The 24617-nt window shown below is 66.6% G+C and carries 22 protein-coding genes and 1 riboswitch; of the genes, 12 read left to right on the top strand and 10 right to left on the bottom strand.

Going from position 1 to position 24617, the window contains the following annotated elements; genetic code table 11:
* Positions 1-9 precede the first annotated feature (9 nt).
* From ACT54L_RS08440 to ACT54L_RS08430, 3 genes are all read right to left on the bottom strand, one after another.
* Entirely contained in the window at positions 10-1512 is a 1503-nt protein-coding gene (locus ACT54L_RS08440; RefSeq protein ID WP_476085094.1) for a TrkH family potassium uptake protein, read from the bottom strand.
* A gap of 3 nt (positions 1513-1515) precedes the next feature.
* Positions 1516-1908, bottom strand: a complete 393-nt coding sequence (apaG, locus tag ACT54L_RS08435; RefSeq protein ID WP_476085195.1) for a Co2+/Mg2+ efflux protein ApaG — start codon at positions 1906-1908, stop codon at positions 1516-1518.
* Between the two features lie 158 nt (positions 1909-2066).
* Positions 2067-3266: an O-succinylhomoserine sulfhydrylase gene (locus ACT54L_RS08430; RefSeq protein WP_476085093.1), complete on the bottom strand. Its 1200-nt coding sequence runs from the start codon at positions 3264-3266 to the stop codon at positions 2067-2069.
* 51 nt (positions 3267-3317) lie between these two features.
* Positions 3318-3398: riboswitch (SAM riboswitch) on the bottom strand.
* Between the two features lie 183 nt (positions 3399-3581).
* Between ACT54L_RS08430 and ACT54L_RS08425 the strand changes: the two genes are divergently transcribed.
* On the top strand, positions 3582-4691 hold the full coding sequence (locus tag ACT54L_RS08425) for a 2'-deoxycytidine 5'-triphosphate deaminase (protein ID WP_476085092.1): 1110 nt from the start codon (positions 3582-3584) through the stop codon (positions 4689-4691).
* 6 nt (positions 4692-4697) lie between these two features.
* On the opposite strand, the gene ACT54L_RS08420 is transcribed toward ACT54L_RS08425, so the two are convergent.
* Positions 4698-6953: an FUSC family protein gene (locus ACT54L_RS08420; protein ID WP_476085091.1), complete on the bottom strand. Its 2256-nt coding sequence runs from the start codon at positions 6951-6953 to the stop codon at positions 4698-4700.
* Between the two features lie 114 nt (positions 6954-7067).
* Positions 7068-7376: a hypothetical protein gene (locus tag ACT54L_RS08415; RefSeq protein WP_476085090.1), complete on the bottom strand. Its 309-nt coding sequence runs from the start codon at positions 7374-7376 to the stop codon at positions 7068-7070.
* 291 nt (positions 7377-7667) lie between these two features.
* Here ACT54L_RS08415 and zapE point away from each other — a divergent pair, with 291 nt between their 5' ends.
* From zapE to lpdA, 8 genes are all read left to right on the top strand, one after another.
* Complete coding sequence (gene zapE, locus ACT54L_RS08410) at positions 7668-8852, top strand: cell division protein ZapE (protein WP_476085089.1); 1185 nt, start codon at positions 7668-7670, stop codon at positions 8850-8852.
* Between the two features lie 186 nt (positions 8853-9038).
* Positions 9039-10004, top strand: a complete 966-nt coding sequence (mdh, locus tag ACT54L_RS08405; protein ID WP_476085088.1) for a malate dehydrogenase — start codon at positions 9039-9041, stop codon at positions 10002-10004.
* 134 nt (positions 10005-10138) lie between these two features.
* Complete coding sequence (sucC, locus tag ACT54L_RS08400; RefSeq protein ID WP_476085087.1) at positions 10139-11341, top strand: ADP-forming succinate--CoA ligase subunit beta; 1203 nt, start codon at positions 10139-10141, stop codon at positions 11339-11341.
* On the top strand, positions 11341-12225 hold the full coding sequence (sucD, locus tag ACT54L_RS08395) for a succinate--CoA ligase subunit alpha (protein WP_476085086.1): 885 nt from the start codon (positions 11341-11343) through the stop codon (positions 12223-12225). Before sucC ends, sucD begins: the two co-directional genes overlap by 1 nt.
* A gap of 294 nt (positions 12226-12519) precedes the next feature.
* Positions 12520-15471 (top strand): 2-oxoglutarate dehydrogenase E1 component, encoded by a 2952-nt coding sequence (locus tag ACT54L_RS08390; protein WP_476085085.1) that lies wholly within the window; start codon positions 12520-12522, stop codon positions 15469-15471.
* Between the two features lie 13 nt (positions 15472-15484).
* On the top strand, positions 15485-15787 hold the full coding sequence (locus tag ACT54L_RS08385) for a YciI family protein (RefSeq protein WP_476085084.1): 303 nt from the start codon (positions 15485-15487) through the stop codon (positions 15785-15787).
* 49 nt (positions 15788-15836) lie between these two features.
* On the top strand, positions 15837-17072 hold the full coding sequence (odhB, locus tag ACT54L_RS08380) for a 2-oxoglutarate dehydrogenase complex dihydrolipoyllysine-residue succinyltransferase (protein ID WP_476085083.1): 1236 nt from the start codon (positions 15837-15839) through the stop codon (positions 17070-17072).
* Positions 17073-17316: 244 nt separating this feature from the next.
* Entirely contained in the window at positions 17317-18720 is a 1404-nt protein-coding gene (gene lpdA, locus ACT54L_RS08375) for a dihydrolipoyl dehydrogenase (RefSeq protein WP_476085082.1), read from the top strand.
* 81 nt (positions 18721-18801) lie between these two features.
* Here the strand turns inward: lpdA and ACT54L_RS08370 are convergent, their stop codons facing one another.
* A complete protein-coding gene (locus ACT54L_RS08370) occupies positions 18802-19212 on the bottom strand; it encodes a VOC family protein (RefSeq protein ID WP_476085081.1) in 411 nt (136 codons plus the stop codon).
* Positions 19213-19285: 73 nt separating this feature from the next.
* Here ACT54L_RS08370 and ACT54L_RS08365 point away from each other — a divergent pair, with 73 nt between their 5' ends.
* Positions 19286-19855 (top strand): hypothetical protein, encoded by a 570-nt coding sequence (locus ACT54L_RS08365; protein WP_476085080.1) that lies wholly within the window; start codon positions 19286-19288, stop codon positions 19853-19855.
* Between the two features lie 5 nt (positions 19856-19860).
* On the opposite strand, the gene ACT54L_RS08360 is transcribed toward ACT54L_RS08365, so the two are convergent.
* Positions 19861-20844: a tyrosine recombinase XerC gene (locus tag ACT54L_RS08360; RefSeq protein ID WP_476085079.1), complete on the bottom strand. Its 984-nt coding sequence runs from the start codon at positions 20842-20844 to the stop codon at positions 19861-19863.
* A 156-nt stretch (positions 20845-21000) separates the two neighbouring features.
* On the opposite strand from ACT54L_RS08360, the gene ACT54L_RS08355 reads away from it, so the two are divergent.
* Positions 21001-21618: a PadR family transcriptional regulator gene (locus ACT54L_RS08355; RefSeq protein WP_476085078.1), complete on the top strand. Its 618-nt coding sequence runs from the start codon at positions 21001-21003 to the stop codon at positions 21616-21618.
* 35 nt (positions 21619-21653) lie between these two features.
* Here the strand turns inward: ACT54L_RS08355 and ACT54L_RS08350 are convergent, their stop codons facing one another.
* Together ACT54L_RS08350 and ACT54L_RS08345 are read right to left on the bottom strand one after the other, a co-directional pair.
* On the bottom strand, positions 21654-22043 hold the full coding sequence (locus tag ACT54L_RS08350) for an MAPEG family protein (RefSeq protein ID WP_476085076.1): 390 nt from the start codon (positions 22041-22043) through the stop codon (positions 21654-21656).
* Positions 22044-22181: 138 nt separating this feature from the next.
* Entirely contained in the window at positions 22182-22670 is a 489-nt protein-coding gene (locus ACT54L_RS08345) for a YaiI/YqxD family protein (RefSeq protein ID WP_476085075.1), read from the bottom strand.
* Between the two features lie 69 nt (positions 22671-22739).
* Here ACT54L_RS08345 and ACT54L_RS08340 point away from each other — a divergent pair, with 69 nt between their 5' ends.
* Complete coding sequence (locus ACT54L_RS08340) at positions 22740-23522, top strand: phosphatase PAP2 family protein (RefSeq protein ID WP_476085074.1); 783 nt, start codon at positions 22740-22742, stop codon at positions 23520-23522.
* 68 nt (positions 23523-23590) lie between these two features.
* Here the strand turns inward: ACT54L_RS08340 and ACT54L_RS08335 are convergent, their stop codons facing one another.
* Entirely contained in the window at positions 23591-24544 is a 954-nt protein-coding gene (locus ACT54L_RS08335) for a ribose-phosphate pyrophosphokinase (RefSeq protein ID WP_476085073.1), read from the bottom strand.
* Positions 24545-24617 lie beyond the last annotated feature (73 nt).

The following is a 24617-nucleotide window of genomic DNA, read 5'->3' as shown; positions in this document are numbered from 1 at the left end:
GCCTCTTGTTCAGCGCACCCAGAAGCGCGGCAGGAGGATCACCAGCACGGTGAGGATTTCCAGCCGGCCCAGCAGCATGGCCAGCGACAAAAGCCAGATGGCCGGGTCCGGCAGGGCGCTATAATTGGCGGCCGGACCAATGATGGGGCCGAGCCCCGGTCCCACATTGGACAGGCACGCAATGGCCGCGGAAAAGGCGGTCAGCAGGTCGAGGCCCATCAGGTTCAACATGGTGCCGATGACCAGGAACGTGGCCAGATAGAGGAAGATGAAGCTCAGCACCGAGGCGACCACGTCGTCGCTGACCGGCGCCCCGCCATAGCGGATGGGAAAGGTGCCGTTGCGAAAGGTGATGCGCTTGAAATGCTGGCGTGCCGCCTTGGCCGCTATGGCCAGCCGCAGGGCCTTGATGCCGCCCGACGTTGAGCCGGTGCAGCCGCCAAGGAACATCAGCACGAAGAAGAGGGCATTGGAGAGGGGCCCCCAATTCGTATAGTCCACGCTCATGAAGCCGGTGGACGAGATGATGGACGCCACCGTGAACAGCGCCCCCCGGAACGCCGTCTCCCCGCTCGCCACGCCCTGGAAGCTCTGCTGGAGGAAGGAGGCGAAGGTGAAGGCCGCCACGATGGCGAAGAACAGGCGCACCTCGGAATTGGCGAATAGGCGGGTGAAATCTCCCGCCAGCGCCCGCGCATAGAGCGTGAAGGGCAGGCTCGCCAGCAGCATGAAGCAGATGGCCACATAGTCCACCGCCGGGGCGGCAAAAATGGCAAGGGACGAGTCCGAATTGGCAAATCCGCCGGAGGACAGCGTCGACATGGCCAAGGTGGCGGCGTCGAACAGCGGCATGCCGGCGATGGCATAGGCGATGGCGCACAGGATGGTGAGCACCAGGTAAGACAAGAGCAGCCCCTTCGCCACGGCTTCCGCCCGCGGCAGGAACTTGTCGGACTTGTCGGAGGATTCGGTGCGGAAGAGCTGCATGCCGCCGATGCTGAGCAGCGGCATGATGGCGATGCCGATGACCACGATGCCGATGCCCCCGAACCAGTGCAGGAGCGTGCGCCACAGCAGGATGCCGGCCGGCATGTCATCCAGGCGCGACATGACGCTGGCGCCGGTGGTGGTCAGCCCGGACACGCTCTCGAAGACGGCATCGGTCACGCTGAGCGAGGGTTGGCCCCACATGAAGGGCAGGGCGGCGAAGGCGGAGAGCACAAACCAGACGCTGGCGGTCAGCAGGAAGGCCTGGCGCAGGTCGAGCCGCTTGATCTGGGCCTGCCGGCCCGACATCCACAGGAGCACGCCGACAAAGATGGTGACCGCCGAGGAGCCGAGGAAGGCGCCCTCGCCGCCACTTTTCAGGGTCAGGTCGGCACCCGCCGGCGCCAGCATGGCCACCCCCAGGACGCTGAGGAGCACGCCGAGCACGGTCGCGATGGGCCGCAAATCCAGAGAGGGAGCGGCCTGGGTCTCGACGAGGGGCGCCTTGGCGCTGCGGATGGCCATGGCTCAGTTCAGGGTGCGCCGCATGTCCGGCAGATCGAGGGAAAAGGCCGGAATCTCCACGGCGAATGCCTCCCCGCTCTGGCTGGTCATGTCGTAATGGCCGCGCATGATGCCGTTGGCGGTGGCGAGCGGCACGCCGCTTGTATATTCAAACCGCCCGCCGGGCTCCAGCACCGGCTGCTCGCCCACCACGCCTTGGCCGTGGACTTCCTCCACCTGCCCGAACGCGTCCGTGATGAACCAGTGGCGCGCCTGGAGTTGGACCGTGTCCGCGCCGAGGTTGGTGACCTCGATGGTATAGGTCCAGAAATAGCGGCTCTGATCGGGGTCGGAGCGCTCCGCCACATAGCGCGGCGTCGCCGTGACCTGGATCTGGCGCGTGATCGCCCGGTACATGATCTGCCCCTTCACCGGCCCGTCCCCGCGCGAACCGTATCTGCCCGTTCCCATGAGGAACACTGGCAGTGAAGCCGCAGTTGGGGGCGGGGCGCAACTCGTTCTGCGCCGGAGCGGCGTGCTCCGGCGCGAATATGTTGTGCGCGCCGCGCGCCGCGTCAAACGGAACGCAGCGCCTGGGTGATGTCGGCGATCAGGTCGTCGGGGTGCTCCAGCCCCACGGACAGGCGCACCAGGCCGTCGGAAATGCCCATCTGCGCCCGCGCCTCGGGGGTGAAGCGCTGGTGGGTGGTGGTGGCGGGATGGGTGAGCAGGCTCTTGGAATCCCCAAGATTGTTGGAAATGCGAATCACCTTGAGCGCATTGGCGAAGCGGAAGGCGCCTTCCTTGCCGCCGTCCACCACGAAGGTGACGAGGGTGCCGCCGCCCTTCATCTGGCGGCGAGCAAGGGCGGCCTGGGGATGATCGTCCCGGAAGGGATATAGCACCTTGGACACCTTGTCGGAGGCGGCCACGGCATCCGCCAGAAGAGCTGCGCTCGCCTGCTGGCGCTCCACCCGCAGCCCCAGGGTTTCCAGCCCCTTCAGCAGCACCCAGGCATTGAAGGGGGAGATGGAGGGGCCGGTCTGGCGCAGATAGGTCTGCAGATGGTCGGTGATGAACTGCTCGGAAGCCAGCACCACCCCGCCCAGGCACCGGCCCTGGCCGTCAATATGCTTAGTGGCCGAATAGACCACCACATCGGCCCCAAGCTCGAACGGCTTCTGGAGCAAGGGCGTGGCGAACACATTGTCCACCACCAGCTTTGCCCCCGCCGCCTTGGCGATGGCGCCCACCGCGGCGATGTCGATGATCTCAAGGGTGGGATTGGTGGGGCTTTCCAGGAACAGGATCTTGGTGTTCGGCCTCACCCCCGCCGTCCAGGCATCAAGGTCGGTGCCATCAACCAGGGTGATCTCCACGCCGAAGCGGGGGAGATAGTCCTCCAGGATCCAGCGGCAGGAGCCGAACAGGGCGCGGGCCGCCAGCACGTGATCGCCGGCGCGCAGCTGGCACAGGAGCGAGGCATGCACGGCCGCCATGCCGGACGCCGTCGCCCGCGCGGCTTCCGCCCCTTCCAGCAGGGCCATGCGGGTCTCAAACATCGCCGTGGTGGGATTGCCATAGCGGGAATAGACGAAGCCGGGGTCCTCGCCCTTGAAGCGGGCCTCGCAGGCTTCGGCGGAATCGTACACGAAGCCCTGGGTGAGATAGAGCGCCTCGGATGTCTCGCCATAAGGCGAGCGCGTGGTGCCGCCATGGACCAGCAGGGTCTCGGGGTGCAGCGTCTTGGGATCGGCGGGAATGAAGGGCGCCAAGGTCGTCGAGCCTCCGGGCGCCGAGGACAAAAGGCGGGAGACGCCTGTGCGCCCCACCTGTCCCCGGCCTTTTAGCGAGTTGTTTTAGCGTGGCGGCAAGCCGGCCGGCCCAAATTCACCACGTGGCGTTTGTTAAAGCGCAGGCGTTCGGTTTCGTCAATCGTTTCGTCCGGTAAACCGAACGGATGGGGCGGCGTGGCAGAGAAGCCCCTTGCGCTGACAGAGCGGCTTCGCCTTTATGCGCGGACGGCGCGCGCGGTGAACAGTCCGGGTGGTGGGGCCGTGGGACGGGAAGCCGGCGGAGGCTGCGGCGTGGTGGATCAATTGAGACCGGGAATCCTCCCCTCGCAGGCCATTGCGGCGCTTCATGAGAGCGGCTGCATCCTCTCCCGCCGCGCGTTCGACGACGACCAGATCCAGCCGGCGAGCCTTGACCTGCGCCTCGGGCGCACCGCCTGGCGCATCCGCGCCAGCTTCCTGCCGGGCAACGGCATCAGTGTGAAGCAGCGGCTCGCCGACCTCGGCCTGCACAAGCTCGATCTGCGCGAGGGCGCGGTGCTGGAGACCGGCTGCGTCTATCTGGTGGAACTGTCGGAAAAGTTGCGGTTACCGGCGGATGTGGCGGCGGCCGCCAATCCCAAGAGCTCCACCGGGCGGCTCGACGTCTTCGTGCGCGTGATCGCCGATGGCGCCCGCGCCTTCGATGCCATTCCCGCCGGCTATGAAGGCCCGCTCTATCTGGAAATCTCCCCCCGCACCTTCCCCATCCTGGTGCGGGCGGGTTCGCGCCTGTCGCAGGTGCGGTTCCGGCGCGGCGTTGCCCGCCTGTCCGACCTGGAGCTGTTGAACCTCCAGAAGGCGGAATGTCTGGTGGATGCCGAAGTGCCGGACGTGGCCAGTGGCGGCATCGCGGTGGGTGTTGACCTGGCCGGCGAAACCTTCGGCGGTCTCCTGGGTTTCCGGGCCAAGCGCCACACCGGCGTGGTGGATGTGGACCGTCGCCACGGCCTGGAGGTGGAGGACTTCTGGGAGCCCATCCGCGCGCGCGGCAATGCAAGCCTGGTGCTCGACCCCGACGCCTTCTACATCCTCGCCTCCCGCGAGGCGGTGCATGTGCCCCCCGACTATGCCGCCGAGATGGTGCCCTTCGATCCTCTGGTGGGCGAGTTCCGCGTGCATTATGCCGGCTTCTTCGATCCCGGCTTCGGCAATGCGGCGGTGGGCGGAAGCGGCGCCCGCGCCGTGCTGGAGGTGCGCTCGCGCGAGGTGCCGTTCATCCTGGAACACGGCCAGACCGTGGGACGGCTCATCTATGAGCGCATGTCCCACCGCCCCGAGATGCTTTATGGCGAGGCCGGCGTGTCCAATTATCAGGGGCAGGGCCTGAAACTGTCCAAGCACTTCCGCCCCTTCACGTCCCTGTGAGCCGGTTCAGGCGGTGCGTGGCGCACCGGAGGCGGTGTCGCGCGGCTGGAGCGGGGCCGCATCGTGACGGTGTTCGATGGGCCGGCTCGCCGACAGAAGCCCGCCCAGGTCCTTCAGCGGCCGCAGCACTGCGTCGGAGAAGCTGAGATAATCGGCCATCAGCGGCAGGAGGCGGCGGGTCTTGGGGTCCTCCGCATAGTCCATGGCCAGGGTCACGGCGGCATCCAGGTCGGGCGCGGTGAGGGAATCAGAGCCCGCGGGCGCTTCACCGAGCGCCGCATCGAAAGCGCGCAAGGTCCGCGCGCGGGCCGCCTCCAGCACGTTAAGCAGCCGCTCGGGGGGCGCAAGGCCTGACAGGCGCTCGGCGGCATCTTCCAGAAGCGCCTGGTAGGTGGTCAGGATTTCCAGCGTCGACACCAGCGTGATGACATCGCCCGCGGAGCGATGGCCAAGGCTCGTCTCCGCCCCGATATGCGGCAGGCGATCGGCCAGCACGCGCAACTCCAGCGACATGGCGGCGGTCGCCGCCCGGGGCGTCACGCCTTCGCCTTCGGCCTGATAGCGCGGCCAGGAGGCGGCAAACGCCGTCCGGCAGCGCTTGATCATGGAAATGACCTGGTCGCGGATCTGGTCCGCCACATAGACGGGCAGCACCACCCAGGAGACGAGGAGGGCAATGCCGGCCCCGATGCCCGTCTCGTAAATGCGCGCCACCATGCCGTGGACATCGAGGCCGCTGACGATATGGAGGGCGACCACCACCGAGAAGCCCACCATGGCCGAGGAAATGTCGTAGCGGTCCCGTACGGTGACCAGCGAAATCATCTGGCATACGAGGCACAGGAGGGCCAGGATCCACACATTGTCGCTGAACACCACCACGCAGCCGAGGCCGATGGCCACGCCCATGGCCGTGCCCACGGTGCGGTAGCGCACGCGCACATAGGTCTCCCCCACGGAATTGCCCAGCACGAACATGACCGTAAGGGTGGCCCAATAGGCGTGGTCCAAGTGGAGGATGAAGTCGAGCGCGGTGGTCAGGGTGGTGGCGATCACGCCCTGGATGGCCACTTTGGCGAACGGCGAAAGGCCCTGCGCCACGGGCGTGGGCGGGACCGGGAGAGCAGGCGGCGCCGCTGCATTCCACTGCGCCGGACCTTCGTTGAGGAGGCGCGTCAGCTCGGTGACCACCAGGGCCAGGCGCTCGAAGGCGGTCACAGCTCGCAGCAAGGCCAGATGGTCGGCGGGCTTCAGGTTCGGCGCCATGGCCGCCTGCCGCAGCCGTGCCAGGATGCCGCCCATGCGGGCATGCTCCGGGAAGGGCTGGGCCAGGCCGTTCTCCAGGTGCCGGGCCAATTGGTCGGCGGCGGCCGACAGGGGCGCCCGCCAGGCATCCGAGCGGGCTTCCTCGGCCGTGCCCTGGGGGGCGGGAATGCAGGCGCTGAGCAATTGCGTGGCCACCCTCAGCCGATAGGCAAGCGAGCGCACCGCCTCCAGATAGTTACGCGCGTCAGGGGCCTCCGAGGAGGCGTTGACGAGGGCGGAGCGGACGCGGACACGGATCTGGTCCAGCAGTTCGTCCGTCGCCTGCGGCACCTGCCGCCCCTCGCGCACGGCGCTGGCCACCTCATGGAGATGGCGGCCAATAGCCTGGCCCGCTGCCTCCACCGTTTCGGTATACACCTTCAAGGCGCTGGGACGATGAAGCCCAAGGCGTACCAAAGCCGCAATGGCACCGCCCTGGCAGGCGGCCAGCAGCAGCGAGGCGGTCTCCGCATGGGTGGGGCTGACGACGGCGGCGACCGTGACCACCACGACAATGGCGTTGCCCTGCCGCATCCCCTCCATGCCGTGCCGGCGCATGTAGAGCGACAGGCCCGTCAGGGGGACCACGGAGAGTTTCAGGAATGTGGCATTGGCCGCGCCATTGCCCGGCCCGATCAGCATGACCGCCACGAACAGGCCGAAAGTCAGCCCGAAAAGCTTTGCGAAGCTGACGGCTTCCATCCGCCGGCTGGCGGCGGGCGTGAAGGTGATGAGAACCATGGCCGTGATGGCGCTGGCCATAGGAAAGACGATGTCCAGCCCAAGGCCCAGGCCGCGCGAGGTGGCCACCCCCGCCGCGATGACGAGGACGAAGGCGATGCCGAGATGAAGGGCGCGCGTCTGGTCGACCGCGCCGGGATCATGGCTGGCCAGCCACGCCTTGGACCGCCCGACGAGGGAACGGTCGCCTTCCGGTCCCGTCAAGTCCACGCCCACGCCATTCCCCCGCTGCTTCGGCCCTTCTTACACAGGGGACATGGCACGGGAAAAATGTCCAGATCCCGGCCGGAGAATGGCTCCGGCCGGGATTCACAGCTCAGTTTGTCGCGATCAGTAGGGGGCGGGATAGGTGGGAGCGGGGGTCACATAGACCGTGCCGGGCTGGACATAGCCGGGCGCGTGGACCCGGTTCGCCGGCACCACCATGGTGGCGTTCCGGCCGCCCACGGAATCCGAATAAGAGTCCTGATAGATCACATAGCCGCCGTGGCGCATCAGATAGTCCATCTGCTGCACCCTGATCATGCTGTCATTCACCCGGGTCGTGCTCTCGTCGGCGGATGCGGGCGCGGGGATGGCGAGGGCGGCGGCGAGGGCGAGGCTGATAAGGCCGGCGCCGCCGGCGATGGTCTTGTTCATGAACTCTCTCCCTGTCTTGCGGACACAGATCGTCCGATGAGGGCCGCGCACGCGGCACCCCTGCGACTGTGCTTCGCTGGTGGATCGTCATCGCTCCGCCGGGGGCTGGGGTGCGCCGCGGCGGGTCTGGTGAGGTAACGCGCGCCGGGCGGTTTGGTTTCAGGGGAGGCGCTTGTCTCGGAAAGGGGGTCGACTTTTGCAGCGCATGGTCTAAAGGGCTGCCTCGCTTCAGAGGCGACACCGCCGGCCTGCCTTTGACGGGCCGCGCCACCGGCGAAGGGGAGTAAGGGCATGGTTTCGGAGACGTCGGCCCGGGTGCTGGAACGTTACGGCGCCATGGTCTCCGAGGGGCAGATCACCCCCGACCCCGCCCAGTCCAATGTGGTGGATGCCTTCGCCCGCCTGGAATTGGAACTGCGCGATTATGCGCTGGCCCGCAAATCCTCGGCCCTCGGCTGGCTGTTCCACCGCCGCACGTCCGGCCCGCCCCGCGGGCTTTACATTTACGGACGGGTGGGGCGCGGCAAGACCATGCTGATGGACCTCTTCTTCGAGGCGGTCCAGGTCAAGTCCAAGCGCCGCGCCCATTTTCATGAATTCATGGCGGATGTGCACGAGCGCATCTTCGCCGAGCGGGAGGCCCAGAAGGCCGGCCTGCGCAAGACCACCGATCCGCTCCAGCCGGTGGCCGATGCGTTGGCCGCCGAAGCCAAGCTGCTTTGCTTCGATGAGTTTCACGTCACCGACATCGCCGATGCCATGATCCTTGGCCGGCTGTTTGAGAAGCTGTTCGCGGACGGGGTGGTGGTGGTGGCCACCTCCAACGTGAAGCCCGAGGACCTTTATGCCGGCGGCCTCAACCGTGCGCTCTTCCTGCCTTTCATCGGCATGATCGAGGAGCGCATGGAAGTGCTGGCCCTCGACGCGGACACCGACTACCGCATGCTGAAGCTGGAGGGCCTCCAGGTCTGGCATACCCCGCTGGACGCGGCCGCCCATGCCGCTCTTGATGAGGCCTTTTCGCGCCTTGCGGGGCCGGGGGGCGGCCATCCCAGCCAGATCATGATGAAGGGGCGGTCCATTCCCGTTCCGTCCGCCGCCAACGGGGCGGCGCGCTTCACCTTCCAGGGCCTGTGCGAGCAGCCCTTGGGCGCCACCGACTATCTGCGCATCGCCCGCACTTATCACACTGTGGTGCTGGAGGGCATTCCGGTGCTGGATGGGGATCGGCGCAATGAAGCCAAGCGATTCATCTCGCTCATCGACACCCTTTATGACGGCGGCGTGAAGCTGATCGCATCGGCGGCTGCCGAGCCTGAGTCTCTTTATCTTGGCACGGAAGGGGCGGAAGCCTTTGAATGGGCCCGCACCGTCTCGCGCCTTCACGAGATGCGCTCCGCCGATTACCTCTCCCGGCCCCATGGCCACGGGGATTCGCGCGCCACTGGAAACACCACGGGCCTGGTGGAAACCTGATTTCCGCCGTGCTCTCCGTCCAATTGCCAACTTGGAGTTCGCGCGGCACAGCTTAGGATGGCGCCGCGCGGTCGTTGGGAGGCGATTGTGCAGTGCGAACGTCTTGAACGCCTTGCCGGATGGGAGTAGTCAGACCCCGCTCGGACAAGGCCGCACCTCCATGCCCCGAGACAGGGACACTCGTCTATGGCGCGCAACAAGATTGCATTGATCGGGGCCGGTCAGATCGGCGGCACGCTCGCGTTGCTCGCTGGCCTGAAGGAACTGGGCGATGTCGTCCTGTTTGACGTGGTGGAGGGCGTTCCCCAGGGCAAGGCGCTGGACCTGGCGGAACTGACCCCGGTGGCCGGCATCGATATCCGCTTGTCGGGCACCAATTCCTATGCCGCCATTGCCGATGCCGACGTGGTGATCGTCACCGCCGGCGTGCCGCGGCGCCCTGGCATGAGCCGTGACGACCTCCTGTCCGTCAACCTGAAGGTGATGGAGCAGGTGGGCGCGGGCCTTGCAAAATATGCCCCCGACGCCTTCGTCATCTGCATCACCAATCCGCTGGACGCCATGGTCTGGGCCCTTCAGCGGGCCAGCGGCTTGCCGCGCGAGAAGGTGGTGGGCATGGCCGGCGTGCTGGACAGCGCGCGGCTGCGCTATTTCCTGGCCGACGAATTCAACGTTTCGGTGGAGGATGTGACCGCCTTCGTCATGGGCGGCCACGGCGACACCATGCTGCCGCTGATCCGCTATTCCAGCGTGGCTGGTATTCCCGTGCCGGACCTCATCCGCATGGGCTGGACCACACAGGAACGCATCGACGCCATTGTGCAGCGCACGCGAGATGGTGGCGCGGAGGTGGTCAACCTCCTGAAGACCGGCTCGGCCTTTTATGCGCCAGCGGCCTCCGCCATCGCCATGGCGGAGAGCTATCTCAAGGACAAAAAGCGTGTTCTGCCCGCCGCCGCGTGCCTGGCGGGGGAATACGGACTGCGCGACCTTTATGTGGGCGTGCCGGTGGTGATCGGCGCCCGGGGCGTGGAACGGGTGGTGGAGGTGGACCTCGACCGTTCGGAACGCGCCCAGTTCGAGAAATCGGTGGCGGCGGTGAAAGGTTTGGTGGATGCCTGCGTCAGCATCGCTCCCGACCTCGCCGCGTGACGCGATCGACGGTGGTGCCCTGGGGGGCGCCACCTTAGTCCCGGCGGGGAAACCCTCGCCGGATTACACCAGCGACATGTTCCGCTCCCGGCTTCGGGAGGGGGGCACTGCGCAACCCTCAGGGACGAAGCCCCATGAACATTCATGAATATCAGGCCAAGGCTCTTTTGAAGACATACGGAGCGCCCGTCTCCCGCGGCATCGCGGTCTTCTCGCCCGAAGAGGCCGAAAAGGCGGCGGCCGAGCTCGGCGGTCCGCTCTGGGTGGTGAAGTCCCAGATCCATGCCGGTGGCCGCGGCAAGGGCAAGTTCAAGGAGCCGGAAGCCGGCGAGAAGGGCGGCGTGCGCCTCGCCAAGTCGGTGGAAGAGGTCAAGGCCTTCGCCGGCCAGATGCTCGGCAACACCCTGGTCACCATCCAGACCGGCCCCGCCGGCAAGCAGGTGAATCGCCTCTACATCGAGGACGGTTCCGACATCGCCAAGGAATTCTACCTCTCGCTGCTGGTGGATCGCGAGACCTCCCGTGTGGCCTTCGTGGTTTCCACCGAAGGCGGCATGGATATCGAGGAGGTAGCGCACCACACGCCTGAGAAGATCGTCACCTTCTCCGTGGACCCGGCGAGCGGCGTGCAGGCCTTCCATGGCCGCAAGGTGGCCAAGGCCCTCGGCCTCACCGGCGACCTCGCCAAGCAGGCCGGCAAGCTGACCGAAGTGCTCTATACGGCCTTCACCGGCACCGACATGGCCATGCTGGAGATCAACCCGCTGATCGTCACCAAGGACAATCAGCTGAAGGTGCTCGACGCCAAGGTGTCGTTCGATTCCAACTCCCTGTTCCGTCATCCCGACCTGGTCGAGCTGCGCGACGAGACGGAAGAGGACGCCAAGGAGATCGAGGCGTCCAAGTATGACCTCGCCTACATCGCCCTCGACGGCACCATCGGCTGCATGGTGAACGGCGCGGGCCTGGCCATGGCGACGCTGGACATCATCAAGCTCTATGGCGAGAGCCCGGCCAACTTCCTGGACGTGGGCGGCGGCGCCAGCGAAGAGAAGGTGACGGCGGCGTTCAAGATCATCACCTCCGACCCGTCCGTGAAGGGCATCCTGGTCAACATCTTCGGCGGCATCATGAAGTGCGACGTGATCGCGCGCGGCGTGCTGGCGGCGGTGAAGGCGGTGGGGCTGAAGGTGCCCCTGGTGGTGCGCCTGGAAGGCACCAATGTGGAGCAGGGCAAGCAGATCATCCGCGAGAGCGGCCTGAACGTGATCCCCGCCGATGACCTGGACGATGCGGCGCAGAAGATCGTCGCGGCCGTGAAGAAGGAAGCTGCGTGATGTCTGTTCTGATCGACGCCAATACCAAGGTCATCACCCAGGGCTTCACCGGCAAGAACGGGACCTTCCATTCCGAGCAGGCCATTGCCTATGGCACCAAGGTCGTGGGCGGCACCTCCCCCGGCAAGGGCGGCACGACCCATCTGGGCCTGCCGGTGTTCGACACGGTGGCCGAGGCCCGCGAGGCCACCGGCGCTGACGCCAGCGTCATCTATGTGCCCCCGCCCGGCGCGGCGGACGCCATCCTGGAGGCCATCGACGCGGAAATCCCGCTGATCGTGTGCATCACCGAGGGCATCCCGGTGCTGGACATGGTGAAGGTGAAGCGGGCGCTTTCGGGCTCCAAGTCCCGCCTCATCGGGCCCAATTGCCCGGGCGTGGTGACGGCCGGCCAGTCCAAGATCGGCATCATGCCGGCCAACATCTTCAAGACCGGCTCGGTGGGCATCGTCTCGCGGTCGGGCACGCTGACCTATGAGGCGGTGTTCCAGACCTCGCAGGAGGGGCTGGGCCAGACCTCGGCGGTGGGCATTGGCGGCGACCCGGTGAAGGGCACCGAGTTCATCGACGTGCTGGAGATGTTCCTGGCGGATGACGCCACCACCTCCATCGTGATGATCGGCGAGATCGGCGGCTCGGCGGAAGAAGATGCCGCCCAGTTCCTGAAGGACGAGGCCAAGCGGGGCCGCAAGAAGCCGATGGTGGGCTTCATTGCCGGCCGCACGGCCCCTCCCGGCCGCCGCATGGGCCATGCGGGCGCCATCATCTCCGGCGGCAAGGGCGGCGCCGAGGACAAGATCGCGGCCATGGAAGAAGCGGGCATCCGCGTCTCTCCCTCGCCGGCGCGTCTCGGCAAGACCCTCGTCGAGGTGCTGAAGGGCTGATGAAACTGGCGGGCCGGAGCATTGCTCCGGCCCGCTGGCGTTCGGTCTGCCTGTTCGGCAGGGCGGGAATGCAGCAAAAAGCGGGAAAGTGCGCCGCTGGGTGCTTTCGCCCTCCTTGCGTCAGGTTTATGTACAGCGTGCCGGCCCGCTGCCCGGGTTCAGCCCGGAAGGTCCGGCGGATGGGGGAAGCTCCCCCGAATGCAATTTGTGCCAGTGGACGATCGTGGGGCTTCGTCGGGCCGCAATTGTGCGCCATAGACGAGGCCGTTCCCGATCCTCCTGGGATGGAAGCCCATGTCGCGCGCCGATCAGAATGATCAGTTTCTTGCCACCTCCTTCCTCTATGGCGCCAATGCGGCGTGGATCGAGGATCTCTATGCCCGGTACGAGGCCGATCCGTCGTCGGTCGACGCCCAGTGGCAGAGCTTCTTCTCCGCGCTGAAGGACGACCCGAACGAGGTCCGCAAGAATGCGGAAGGCGCCTCCTGGAAGAAGTCCGGCTGGCCCATCCATGCCAATGGCGAGCTGGTCTCCGCCATGGACGGCAACTGGATCGAAGTGGAGAAGAAGGTCTCCGACAAGGTCAAGGAGAAGGCCCAGAAGGCGGGCGTCGAATTCTCCGCCTCCGAGGTCCAGCAGGCCACCCGCGACAGCGTCAAGGCGCTGATGATGATCCGCGCCTATCGCATGCGCGGCCATCTGCATGCCGATCTTGACCCCCTGCATCTGACCCCGCCGCGCGAGGCCCCCGAGCTCGATCCGGCGTCCTACGGCTTCTATGAGGCCGACCTCGACCGCAAGATCTTCATCGACCACGTGCTGGGGCTGGAATTCGCCACCGTGCGCGAGATGCTGGCCATCCTGCGCCGCACCTATTGCCGCTCCATCGGCGTCGAGTTCATGCACATCTCCTCGCCCGAGGAGAAGGCCTGGATCCAGGAGCGCATCGAGGGCGTGGACAAGGAAGTGTCCTTCACCCGCGAGGGCAAGCGCGCCATCCTGAACAAGCTGGTGGAGGCCGAGGGCTTCGAGAAGTTCCTCGACGTCAAGTATACCGGCACCAAGCGCTTCGGCCTTGACGGCGGCGAGAGCCTGATCCCGGCGCTCGAGCAGATCATCAAGCGCGGCGGCAATCTGGGCGTGAAGGAAATCGTGTTCGGCATGGCCCATCGCGGCCGCCTGAACTCGCTCACCCAAGTGATGGGCAAGCCCCATCGCGCCCTCTTCCACGAGTTCAAGGGCGGCTCCTGGGCCCCCGACGACGTGGAAGGCTCCGGCGACGTGAAGTATCACCTGGGTGCCTCGTCGGACCGTGAGTTCGACGGCAACAAGGTGCATCTGTCGCTGACCGCCAACCCCTCTCATCTGGAAATCGTGGACCCGGTGGTGCTCGGCAAGGCCCGGGCCAAGCAGGACCAGTTGAAGGACACCGAGCGCGTCCAGGTGCTGCCGCTGCTCATCCATGGCGATGCGGCCTTCGCCGGCCAGGGCGTGGTGGCCGAGTGCCTGGGCCTGTCCGGCCTGAAGGGCCACCGCACCGGCGGCTCGCTGCACTTCATCATCAACAACCAGATCGGCTTCACCACCAATCCGCGCTATTCGCGCTCCTCGCCCTATCCCTCCGATGTGGCGAAGATGATCGAGGCGCCGATCTTCCACGTGAACGGCGACGACCCGGAAGCCGTGACCTTCTGCGCGAAGGTGGCGATCGAGTTCCGCCAGCGCTTCCACAAGCCCGTCGTCATCGACATGTTCTGCTACCGCCGCTTCGGCCACAATGAGGGCGACGAGCCGGCGTTCACCCAGCCGCACATGTACAAGGTGATCCGCGAGCATCCCTCTGTGCTCGAGCTTTATTCCAAGAAGCTTGAGAGCGAAGGCGTCATCGATGCGGGTGAGCTCGACAAGATGCGCGCCGCCTGGCGCGACCATCTGGAAGGCGAGTATGAGGCCGGCCAGGCCTACAAGCCCAACAAGGCCGACTGGCTGGACGGCCGCTGGGCCGGCTTCCGCCCCGCCCATGAGGATGATGATCCGCGCCGCGGCGACACCGGCGTCGACATCGAAAAGCTGAAGGCCATTGGAGAGACGATCACCAAGGTGCCGGAAGGCTTCAACGTCCACCGCACCATCCAGCGCTTCCTGGACAATCGCCGCAAGGCGATTGAGGAGGGCGCGGGCATCGACTGGGCGACCGGCGAAGCCCTGGCCTTCTGCACCCTCCTGGAGGAAGGTCGCCCCGTGCGCCTGTCCGGGCAGGATTGCGAGCGCGGCACCTTCTCCCAGCGCCATTCCGTGCTCACCGACCAGGTGACGGAAGCCCGCTACAAGCCCTTCAACCATCTGGGCGACGGGCAGGCCAAGTACGAGGTCATCAATTCGATGCTCTCCGAAGAGGCGGTGCTCGGCTTCGAATATGGCTACACCCTGTCCGAGCCCAACACCTTGGTGCTCTGGGAAGCCCAGTTCGGCGACTTCGCCAATGGCGCGCAGGTGGTGTTCGACCAGTTCATCTCCTCGGCCGAGCGCAAGTGGCTGCGCATGTCCGGCCTCGTCTGCCTGCTGCCGCATGGCTATGAGGGCCAAGGGCCGGAGCATTCCTCCGCCCGCCTCGAGCGCTATCTGCAGATGTGCGCCGAGGACAACATGCAGGTGGCCAACTGCACCACGCCGGCCAATTATTTCCACATCCTGCGCCGGCAGATGAAGCGCGAGTTCCGCAAGCCGCTCATCCTGATGACGCCCAAGTCCCTGCTGCGCCACAAGCGGGCCGTCTCGCGGCTCGACGAAATGGCAGCGGGCACCTCGTTCCACCGCGTGCTCCTGGACGACGCCCAGACCCGCGCCGGTGAGGCCATCACCCTGGTGCCGGACGACAAGATCCGTCGCGTCGTGCTGTGCACCGGCAAGGTCTATTACGACCTCTATGAGGAGCGCGAGAAGCGCGGCATCAACGACATCTACCTGTTGCGCGTCGAGCAGCTCTATCCGTTCCCGCTGAAGACGATGGTGCAGCTGCTCTCGCGCTTCAAGGGTGCCGAGGTGGTGTGGTGCCAGGAAGAGCCCAAGAACCAGGGCTCCTGGTTCTTCATTCAGCCCTATCTGGAATGGGTGCTGGAGAATGTGGGCGGCGCGGCCAAGCGGCCCCGTTATGCCGGCCGCGCGGCGTCCGCCGCCACGGCCACGGGCCTGATGTCCAAGCATCTGGCGCAGCTGAAGGCCTTCCTCGAGGAGGCGCTGGGCTGAGAAGGGGGCGGCGGTGGCCTATTTCGCGATGCGGTTGCGCGCCCCGCGCGTGACCTTTCCGTTTGACGCCACCGCTGAAGAAATGGCGCTCATGCAAGCCCATGGCGCCTATTGGCATGAGAAGGCTCAGGCCGGCACTGCCATTGTGGTGGGGCCGGTCATGGACCCCGCGGGTCCCTTCGGGCTGGCGGTGGTTGAAGTGGATGACGAGGCCGGCGCGCGGGCCCTGGGGCACGCCGATCCGGTGGTGGCGGCGGGTGTGGGCTTCTCCTACGAGGTGATGTCCATGCCGTCGCTGATCTTGCGCCGGACCTGATCCGGCGTGTGACGGGAAATCGAGGGAGGTCCCTGCGGGGACGAGACAGATGGCGACCGAAATCCGCGTGCCCACCCTGGGCGAGTCCGTTACCGAGGCCACCATCGGCAAGTGGTTCAAGAAGCCTGGCGACGCCGTGAAGGCCGACGAGCCCCTGGTGGAGCTGGAGACCGACAAGGTCACGGTGGAAGTGCCCGCTCCCGCCGCCGGCGTGCTCTCCGAGATCATCGCCAAGGACGGCGAGACGGTGGGCGTCGGCGCTCTGCTCGGCGCTATCGCCGAAGGTGGCGCGGCTGCCGCTCCTGCCGCCCCCAAGGCCGAGGCGCCGAAGGCTGCGCCTGCGCCTGCGCCTGCCGCTGCGCCCGCGCCCGCCGCGCCTGCCAAGGCAGCCCCCGGCGCCGAGAACGGCCCGGCCGTCTCTCGCCTGGCCGCCGAAAGCGGCGTGTCTCCGGCCGGCGTTGCCGGCTCGGGCAAGGATGGCCGCGTGACCAAGGGCGACATGCTGGCGGCCATCGCCTCCGGCGCTGCGGCTCCGGCGCCCGCGCCGGTCTCCGTGCCCCGCGTCGCCTCCGCGCCCGCGGACGCAGCCCGCGAGGAGCGGGTCAAGATGACCAAGCTGCGCCAGACCATTGCGCGCCGCCTGAAGGACGCCCAGAACACCGCCGCCATGCTCACCACGTTCAACGACGTGGACATGACCGCGGTCATGAGCCTGCGCGCCCAGTTCAAGGACGCCTTCGAGAAGAAGCACGGCACCAAGCTGGGCTTCATGGGCTTCTTCACCAAGGCGGTCATTGCCGCGCTGAAGGACCTGCCGGCGGTGAATGCCGAGATCGACGGCACCGACATCATCTACAAGAACTATTACAATATCGGCATTGCGGTCGGCACCGAGAAGGGCCTCGTGGTGCCGGTGGTGCGTGACGCCGACCAGCTCTCCGTGGCCGATATCGAGAAGACCATTGCCGGCTATGGCCGCAAGGCCCGCGACGGCAAGCTCGGCATCGAGGACATGCAGGGCGGCACCTTCACCATCACCAACGGCGGCATCTACGGCTCGCTGATGTCCACCCCCATCCTCAATGCGCCGCAGTCGGGCATTCTCGGCATGCACCGCATCGAGGAGCGGCCGGTGGCCATCAAGGGACAGGTGGTGATCCGTCCCATGATGTATCTGGCGCTTTCCTACGACCACCGCATCGTCGACGGCCGCGAGGCCGTCACCTTCCTGGTGCGCGTGAAGGAGACCCTGGAGGATCCGGCGCGCCTCGTGCTCGATCTGTGAGTTCAGTACGGAAGGGCCGCCCACCGGGCGGCCTTTCCCCTTCCAGCGGTGAGATGCCGGTTCCGGGCGATGTGCCTTGCAGGATCGGCCGCTGGGCCAAGACCCTCCCGGCCCGTTCCTGCCGGACATTGACCAATTTGTCCTCGACCGGGGGCGATCCTGCGGCTTTAGGGCCGCTGCGCACGGGACCAGATGCGCAGAGGAACATGGGTCGCTCCTTCATTCGAGGCCTGGAGACGAACGCATGTCCTACGATCTCATCGTCATCGGCACCGGCCCCGGCGGCTATGTGGCGGCCATTCGCGCCGCCCAGCTCGGTCTCAAGGTGGCCGTGGTGGAAAAGCGCGGCACCCATGGCGGCACCTGCCTGAATGTGGGCTGCATCCCCTCCAAGGCGCTGCTGTTCGCCTCCGAGAAGTTCGAGGAAGCCGGCCACGTCTTTGCCTCCCTGGGCATCGGCGTCTCCGAGCCCAAGCTCGACCTGCCCACCATGCTCGCCTTCAAGGACAAGGGCGTGGACGGGAATGTGAAGGGGGTCGAGTTCCTCCTGAAGAAGAACAAGGTCGACGCCTTCTTCGGCACCGGCAAGATTTTGGCGCCCGGCAAGGTGGAAGTGACGCTGAATGCCGACGGCGCCGTTCAGGTGCTGGAGACCAAGAACATCCTGATTGCCACCGGATCCGACGTGGCGCAGCTGCCCGGCATCACCATCGACGAGAAGCGGGTGGTGTCTTCCACCGGCGCCCTGTCGCTGGACAAGGTGCCCGGCAAGCTCGTGGTGGTGGGCGCGGGCGTCATCGGCCTTGAGCTTGGCAGCGTGTGGCGCCGGCTCGGCGCCAAGGTGACGGTGGTTGAGTTCCTCGACCGCATCCTGCCCGGCATGGATGGCGAGGTGGCCAAGTCCTTCCAGCGCATCCTTGGCAAGCAGGGCTTCGAGTTCAAGCTGGGCACCAAGGTGACCGGCATCGACACCTCCGGCGAGACGCTGAAGGTGTCGGTTGAGCCCTCCGCCGGCGGCGCTGCCGAGACGCTGGATGCGGACGTGGTGCTGGTGGCCATCGGCCGCGTGGCCTACACCGCCGGCCTCGGCCTCGCCGAAATCGGGGTCGAGACCGACAAGCGCGGCCGCGTGGTGGTGGACGGCCATTTCAAGTCCACCGTGGATGGCATCTATGCCATCGGCGACGTGATCGCCGGCCCCATGCTCGCCCACAAGGCGGAGGACGAGGGGGTCGCGGTGGCCGAGCTGCTGTCGGGCAAGGCGGGGCACGTGAATTACGACGTCATTCCTGGCGTCGTTTACACCTTCCCTGAGGTGGCCTCCGTCGGCAAAACCGAGGAAGAGCTGAAGGACGCCGGCATCGCCTACAATGTGGGCAAGTTCCCCTTCACCGCCAATGGCCGCACGAAGGTGAACAACACCACGGACGGTTTCGTGAAGATCCTCGCGGATGCCGCCACCGACAAGGTGCTGGGCGCCCACATCATCGGCCCCGAGGCCGGCGAGATGATCCACGAATGCGCGGTGCTGATGGAGTTCGGCGGCTCGTCCGAGGATCTCGCCCGCACCTGCCATGCGCACCCAACCCGCTCGGAAGCGGTGAAGGAAGCCGCCATGGCGGTGGAGAAGCGCGCCATCCACATGTGAGTGCGTGGGGGCGAGGCTCCGCTATCGCGGCCTCGCCTGTGATTGAGCGGCCCCGCCGGCGTCCGGCGGGGCCGTTTCCGTTTAATATGGGCTATAGGTCACAGCCTCGATCCGCCAGCCGTCCAGGTCCAGCAGGAAGGCGGCATAATAGGCCGGTCCATAGGCCGGTCGCGGGCCTGGTGCCCCATTGTCTTGGCCCCCGGCGGCAAGGCCCGCGGCGTGGAAGGCATGAACCGCCGCCCGGTCCTTGGCGCGAAAGCACACATGGAAGCCGGGCGGGCAAGCAATGTCCGCGCCCCTGCGTTCTTCCAGCCAGAAGGCGGCATTGTCCGTGGCACCGCTCGCACCGGGATGGTCGTAACCGGCCGAGGCGGTGCCGGTGGGTTCGTCAAACTCCATCACCCGGACGATGCCGAGCGGGGCCAGCACGGCGTCGTAAAAGGCAATGGCACGGGACAAGTCCCGCACGCCGAGCGACATGTGATCGAACATGGCCACAATCCCAGGCTTTCATGCCTGAGAGGAATTGGACCCCGATCCTCCTTCTGAGGCAATATCAGTGGCGATGTCCGAACATATATCCCACGGGCCGGCGCCACGGCGCCGCTATCGGCCCGTCCTCATTGTGCTGGCGTTCCTGTTCCTGGTGGAAGCCTGGCTCTGGCGTCATATGGAGCCGGTGGTCCGGTGGCTGGCCGATCTTATTCCCTTTGCGCGGTTCAAGCACTGGGTGGCCAATTGGGCGCGCCGGCTTCCCCCTTATGCGGCCCTGGCTCTTTTCCTCTCGCCCTTGCTCCTGGTGGAGCCGCTGGAAGGGGTGGCGGTATGGGCCTATGCCCATAAGCAATGGATTTTCGGCAGCCTCTGCCTGCTGGCGGTAAAGCTTATCGGCGTCGGGGTCATGGCCTTCCTGTTCGCGGTCTGCGAGTCGCAATTGCTGTCCATCCGCTGGTTCGCCCAACTGGTGACGCTCTTCCTCAAGATGAAGGCCTGGGCCGAGGCGGAGGTGGAGCCGGTCAGGTCCTGGTTGAGGGCCTGGAAAGTCCGGGTGCTCGCTGAATTCCATGCCGGTGGCGGCTTCGGCCGGCGCATTGCCGCTTTGCGCCGGCGGATCTTTGCCCGCAACCGGGCGTGACCCGGTCACGCGCGCGGATGGAAGGCGCGGTAGGCCTCCATGAGCCGGGTTTCGTCGAGGGCAGTATAGATCTGCGTCGTTGAAAGCGAGGCGTGGCCCAGCAATTCCTGGATGGCCCGCAGTTCGCCCCCGCGTGCCAGCAGATGGGTGGCGAAGGAATGCCTGAGCGCGTGGGGCGTTGCGCTGTCGGGCAGCCCCAGGGCGCCGCGCATGCGCTCCACCGCCTGCTGGATGATGCGCGGCGAGAGCGGCCCGCCCCGGGTGCCGCGAAACAGCGGGCCGTCCGGGGAAAGGGGAAATGGGCACAGCGCCACATAGTCCGCGATGGCCTGAGCCACGGGCGCGATGATCGGTACCATGCGTGTCTTGTTGCCCTTGCCGGTGACCGTGATCTGGCCGACTTCGCCGGTCGCGGGCACTTGGCGGGCGGTCAGGCCCAGCGCTTCGGAAATGCGCAGCCCGGCCCCGTACAGGAGGGCGATGACCGCCGCGTCCCGCGCCAGAACCCAATTGTCCCGCGTCTCTCCAGCGCGCGTGGCCGGATCGGCAAGGGCGCGGGCGGCATCTGGCGTCACCGGCTTGGGCAGGGCGCGCGGCACTTTCGGCGCCCGCACCGCGCTGAGGGGGGCCACCTTTCCCATTCCCTCCCGCTCCAGATGCCGCGCGAAGGACCTGGCGGCCGCTAGCAGGCGCACCAGCGTGCGGGGCGCGCTGCCTTCGCTGCGGCGTGCGGCGAGGACTGCGCGCACGTCGGCCGGCTTCAGCGCGGACAGATCGGCGAGGGACGGGCGCCCGCCCAGATGCTCGGTGAGGATGGTCAGCACGCGGGTGAGGTCGCGCGCATAGGCCTCTCGCGTCTTGGGGGAGAGGTGACGCTCATGGGCGAGGCGCGCCAGCCAGCCTTCGGCTGCAGCGGCCACATCGGGCGCGCTCGCGCTGAGGAGGGCGCCTTGGGTGCGCCGCGCCTTGGTCTCGTCGGTGCTGGCCATGGCGCCTCCGTGCCTCGTCGAGGATGCCGCTTCCCCTTCATGCGCGTCAAATCTCAAGGATCGCTGAATCAGGCCGGGGGGGCTTGTCAAAAAGATATATCGAACGATATAGGTCAGGTCATGGTATCAAAAGATATATCTAACGGAGCAAGTCCCATGTTTGGATGCAGATCTCATTTTGAACGTCACGCCGCTGGCCGCTTCGGCGAAGGCGGCGGGTTCGGCGGCGGCCGCGGGGGGCGTGGGCGTGGCGGCGGCGGCGACATGTTCCGCCTCGGGCGCATGCTGGCCCAAGGCGACCTCAAGCTGCTGGCGCTGGCGCTCATTGCCGAGCAGCCCCGCCACGGCTACGAGATCATCAAGCTGATCGAGGAGAAGACCGGCGGCTGGTATTCGCCGAGCCCCGGCGTCGTCTATCCGACCCTGACCTATCTGGAAGAGGCCGGGTTCGTGGTGGCCGAAGCGGAGGGCGCCAAGAAGCGCTATGCCATCACCCCCGAGGGCGAGGCACATCTGGCCGAAAATCGCGACTTCGCCGATGCCCTTCTGGGTCGCCTGTCCGAGATCGGCCTGCGCATGAGCCGCTTCAAGAAGTGGATGGGGCGCGGGGAAGAGGAGGGGCACCGGGAAGGTGGCCTGCCGCGCCTCGTGGAGGCCGCCTTCGAGAACCTGCGCGAGGCCAGCCAGCAGGCGCTGGAAGCCGACCGTGGCGGGGAGTTGCGGATCGTGGAGATCCTGTCCCGCGCCGCCAACGACATCCGTCAGAACGGCTGACGGCCGGGCGCGCGGCCCCTTTGGGGGGCCGCGCCTCACACCAGGGCGAAGAGGATCAAGACGATCCCGCCGCTCGCTGCGGTCCAAACCAGGGACCGCAGATAGGGAATGCCGAAGGCGTAAAGCGGCACATAGACCACTCGCGCCCAGAAATAGAGCGCCGCGCCGAAAGAGGTGAGCGCCGAATGCACCCCCGCCGCATGGGCGAGCAGCACCGCCGCCGCGAACAGCGGAAAGGTCTCCAGCATGTTGCGGAAGGCGCGGTCCAGCCGGCCCGCCACTGCGGGGAGGGGAGGGGAGTCTTCATCGCGCGGACCGGCATTCCAAGCGAGGCCCCGCGCCTTGGTGGCGCCCCCCGCGGCGAGGAACAACTGGACGAAAACCAGCAGAATGCTGAAGGCCAGATAGCGCAATTCCACGGTCATGGAGGGTCCTTCCGGGGCTGTGTCCGTTCGCCGCCCAATGTCAGGTTACGCGTGCGCCGCATTTTCAGGTCAGGCGCTTTTTATTCCCGCGCGGGGGCGGCCTTTCAAGTCCCTCCGTCTGCGCCCTGTTCCGCTCCCTCAGGTGCGGTAGCCCGCCCGCTTCAGCCGAACGATGGCCAGATCCAGCGCCGAGAGGAAGGCGGAGCGGTCGCGCGGGGAGAAGGGGCGGGGGCCACGCGTCATTTCTCCGGCCGAGCGCAGGTCCTCCATGAGGTTGCGCGTGGCGAGCGCCGCTCCGATGGTTGCCTCCGTGAAGGCTTTGCCATTGGGCGCGATCACCGATGCGCCCGCCTTCACGCAACGATCGGCGAGCGGAATGTCCGCCGTCACCACCACGTCGCCCCGCACGGCCCGGCTTGCGATCCAATCATCGGCCACGTCCGCGCCGCTTGCCACCACCACCCGCTCGATCCAGGGCTCCCGGGGCACGGCGATGGGGGAATTGCTCACCACGAACACCTTTAGGCCATGGCGGAGCGCCACCTTGTATGTCTCCTCCTTTACGGGGCAGGCATCGGCATCCACATAGATGGCGATCGGTTCGGGGCGGGGCGGCTCAGTATTCATGGATGGTGTGATGACATCGCGAGACGATGGGTTCAATGCCGCAGCGCAGTCCGGCTCGGGACCATCGGCATGAAGGAGGCTCTTTCCACCCTCAATCGCCGCCTGCAGAGGCTGCCCGTGATCGGCCCCATGCTGCTGCGGGTGAGCGAACTGGAGCGGGCGACGCTCGCCATCATCGCGCTTGCGGCACTCGCCTTCTATGGCTTCCTCGCCTTGGCGGAGGACGTGCTGGAGGGCGAGGTCCATTCCCTTGACGAGCGGATCCTTCTCGCCCTGCGGGAGACCGGGGACCGCTCCGATCCCATTGGACCGCCCTGGTTCGAGGAGAGCATGCGCGACCTGACCGCCCTCGGCGGCACCACGCTGCTCACCCTCATGACCCTGGCCGTGCTTGCCTATCTCGTTCTGGTGCGCAAGCGACAGACCGCCTTGATGGTGGCGGTATCGGTCGCGGGTGGGGCCATCCTGTCCAGCGCGCTGAAATGGGGCATCGGCCGGCCGCGGCCCGATCTCGTGCCCCACGGCATGGATGTCTATACGGCGAGCTTTCCAAGCGGCCATTCCACCATGTCGGCGGTGGTTTACTTGACCCTTGGCGCGCTCCTCGCCCGCTCCCAGCCGCGCCAGCGTGTGAAGGTCTTTCTTCTGGCCATGGCGGCGGGCCTCACCGTCATTGTGGGTGTGAGCCGGGTCTATCTGGGCGTGCACTGGCCCACCGACGTTCTCGGGGGCTGGGCCTTGGGGGCCAGTTGGGCGTGCCTGTGCTGGCTCATCATGCTGTGGCTGCAGGAGCGGGGCGAAGTGGAGCGGGAGGCACAGCCCGACCTTCCCGGCGACAAGCCCACATCCTGACCTGCAACGAAAAAAGGCGCGCCCGCAGGCGCGCCCTTTTTGATGGCGTCTTGGGTGAAGCTGCTCCCTCAGTCGAACAGGCTCGAAACCGATTCCTCGTGCGCCGTGCGCGCGATGGCCTCGCCGATGAGGGTGCTGATGGACACCACGCGGATGTTCCGCGCCACCCGAACCGCCTCGGTGGGCAGGATGGAATCTGAAATCACCAGCTCCTTGAGCTTGGAGGCGGTGATGCGCGCCACGGCACCGCCGGAGAGCACGCCGTGGGTGATGTAGGCGTGCACTTCCTTGGCGCCGCGCGCCAGGAGGGCGTCCGCCGCATTCACCAGCGTGCCGCCGGAATCCACGATGTCGTCCACCAGGATGCAGGACCGGCCTTCCACATTGCCGATCACATTCATCACTTCGCTCTCGCCCGGCCGCTCGCGGCGCTTGTCGACGATGGCGAGCTGGGCGTCGATGCGCTTGGCGAGCGCACGGGCACGCACCACGCCGCCCACGTCGGGCGAGACCACCATCAAGTTGCCGATGTCAAACCGGTCCTTGATGTCGCGGACCATCACCGGCGCCGAATAGAGATTGTCGGTGGGGATGTCGAAGAAGCCCTGGATCTGCCCGGCATGCAGGTCCAGCGTCATCACGCGGTCGGCGCCCGCATGGGTGATGAGGTTGGCCACCAGCTTGGCGGAGATGGGGGTGCGGGGGCCGGGTTTGCGGTCCTGGCGGGCGTAGCCGAAATAGGGGATCACCGCCGTGATGCGCTTGGCCGAGGCCCGGCGCAGCGCGTCGATGATGATCAGCAGCTCCATCAGGTGGTCATTGGTGGGGAAGGACGTGGACTGGACCACGAAGACGTCCTGCCCGCGCACGTTTTCTTGGATCTCGACGAAGATCTCCATGTCGGCGAAGCGCCGCACCACGGCCTTGGTCAGGGGCGTTGCGAGATAGGCCGCAATGGCTTCGGACAAGGCGCGGTTGGAATTGCCGGCGACAATCTTCATGGATCCGTTCTCGGTCGACATGGACGCTCCGCCAAAACCGCGGAAGGGGAATCTGTGATGCCGGCCTGATTGGCCCTTACCGTCGGCTTTGTAA

This window comes from Aquabacter sp. DMC10, from assembly GCF_056314145.1.
The sequence above is the reverse complement of the archived record's forward strand: the minus strand, read 5'-3'. Positions and strand labels throughout refer to the sequence as shown.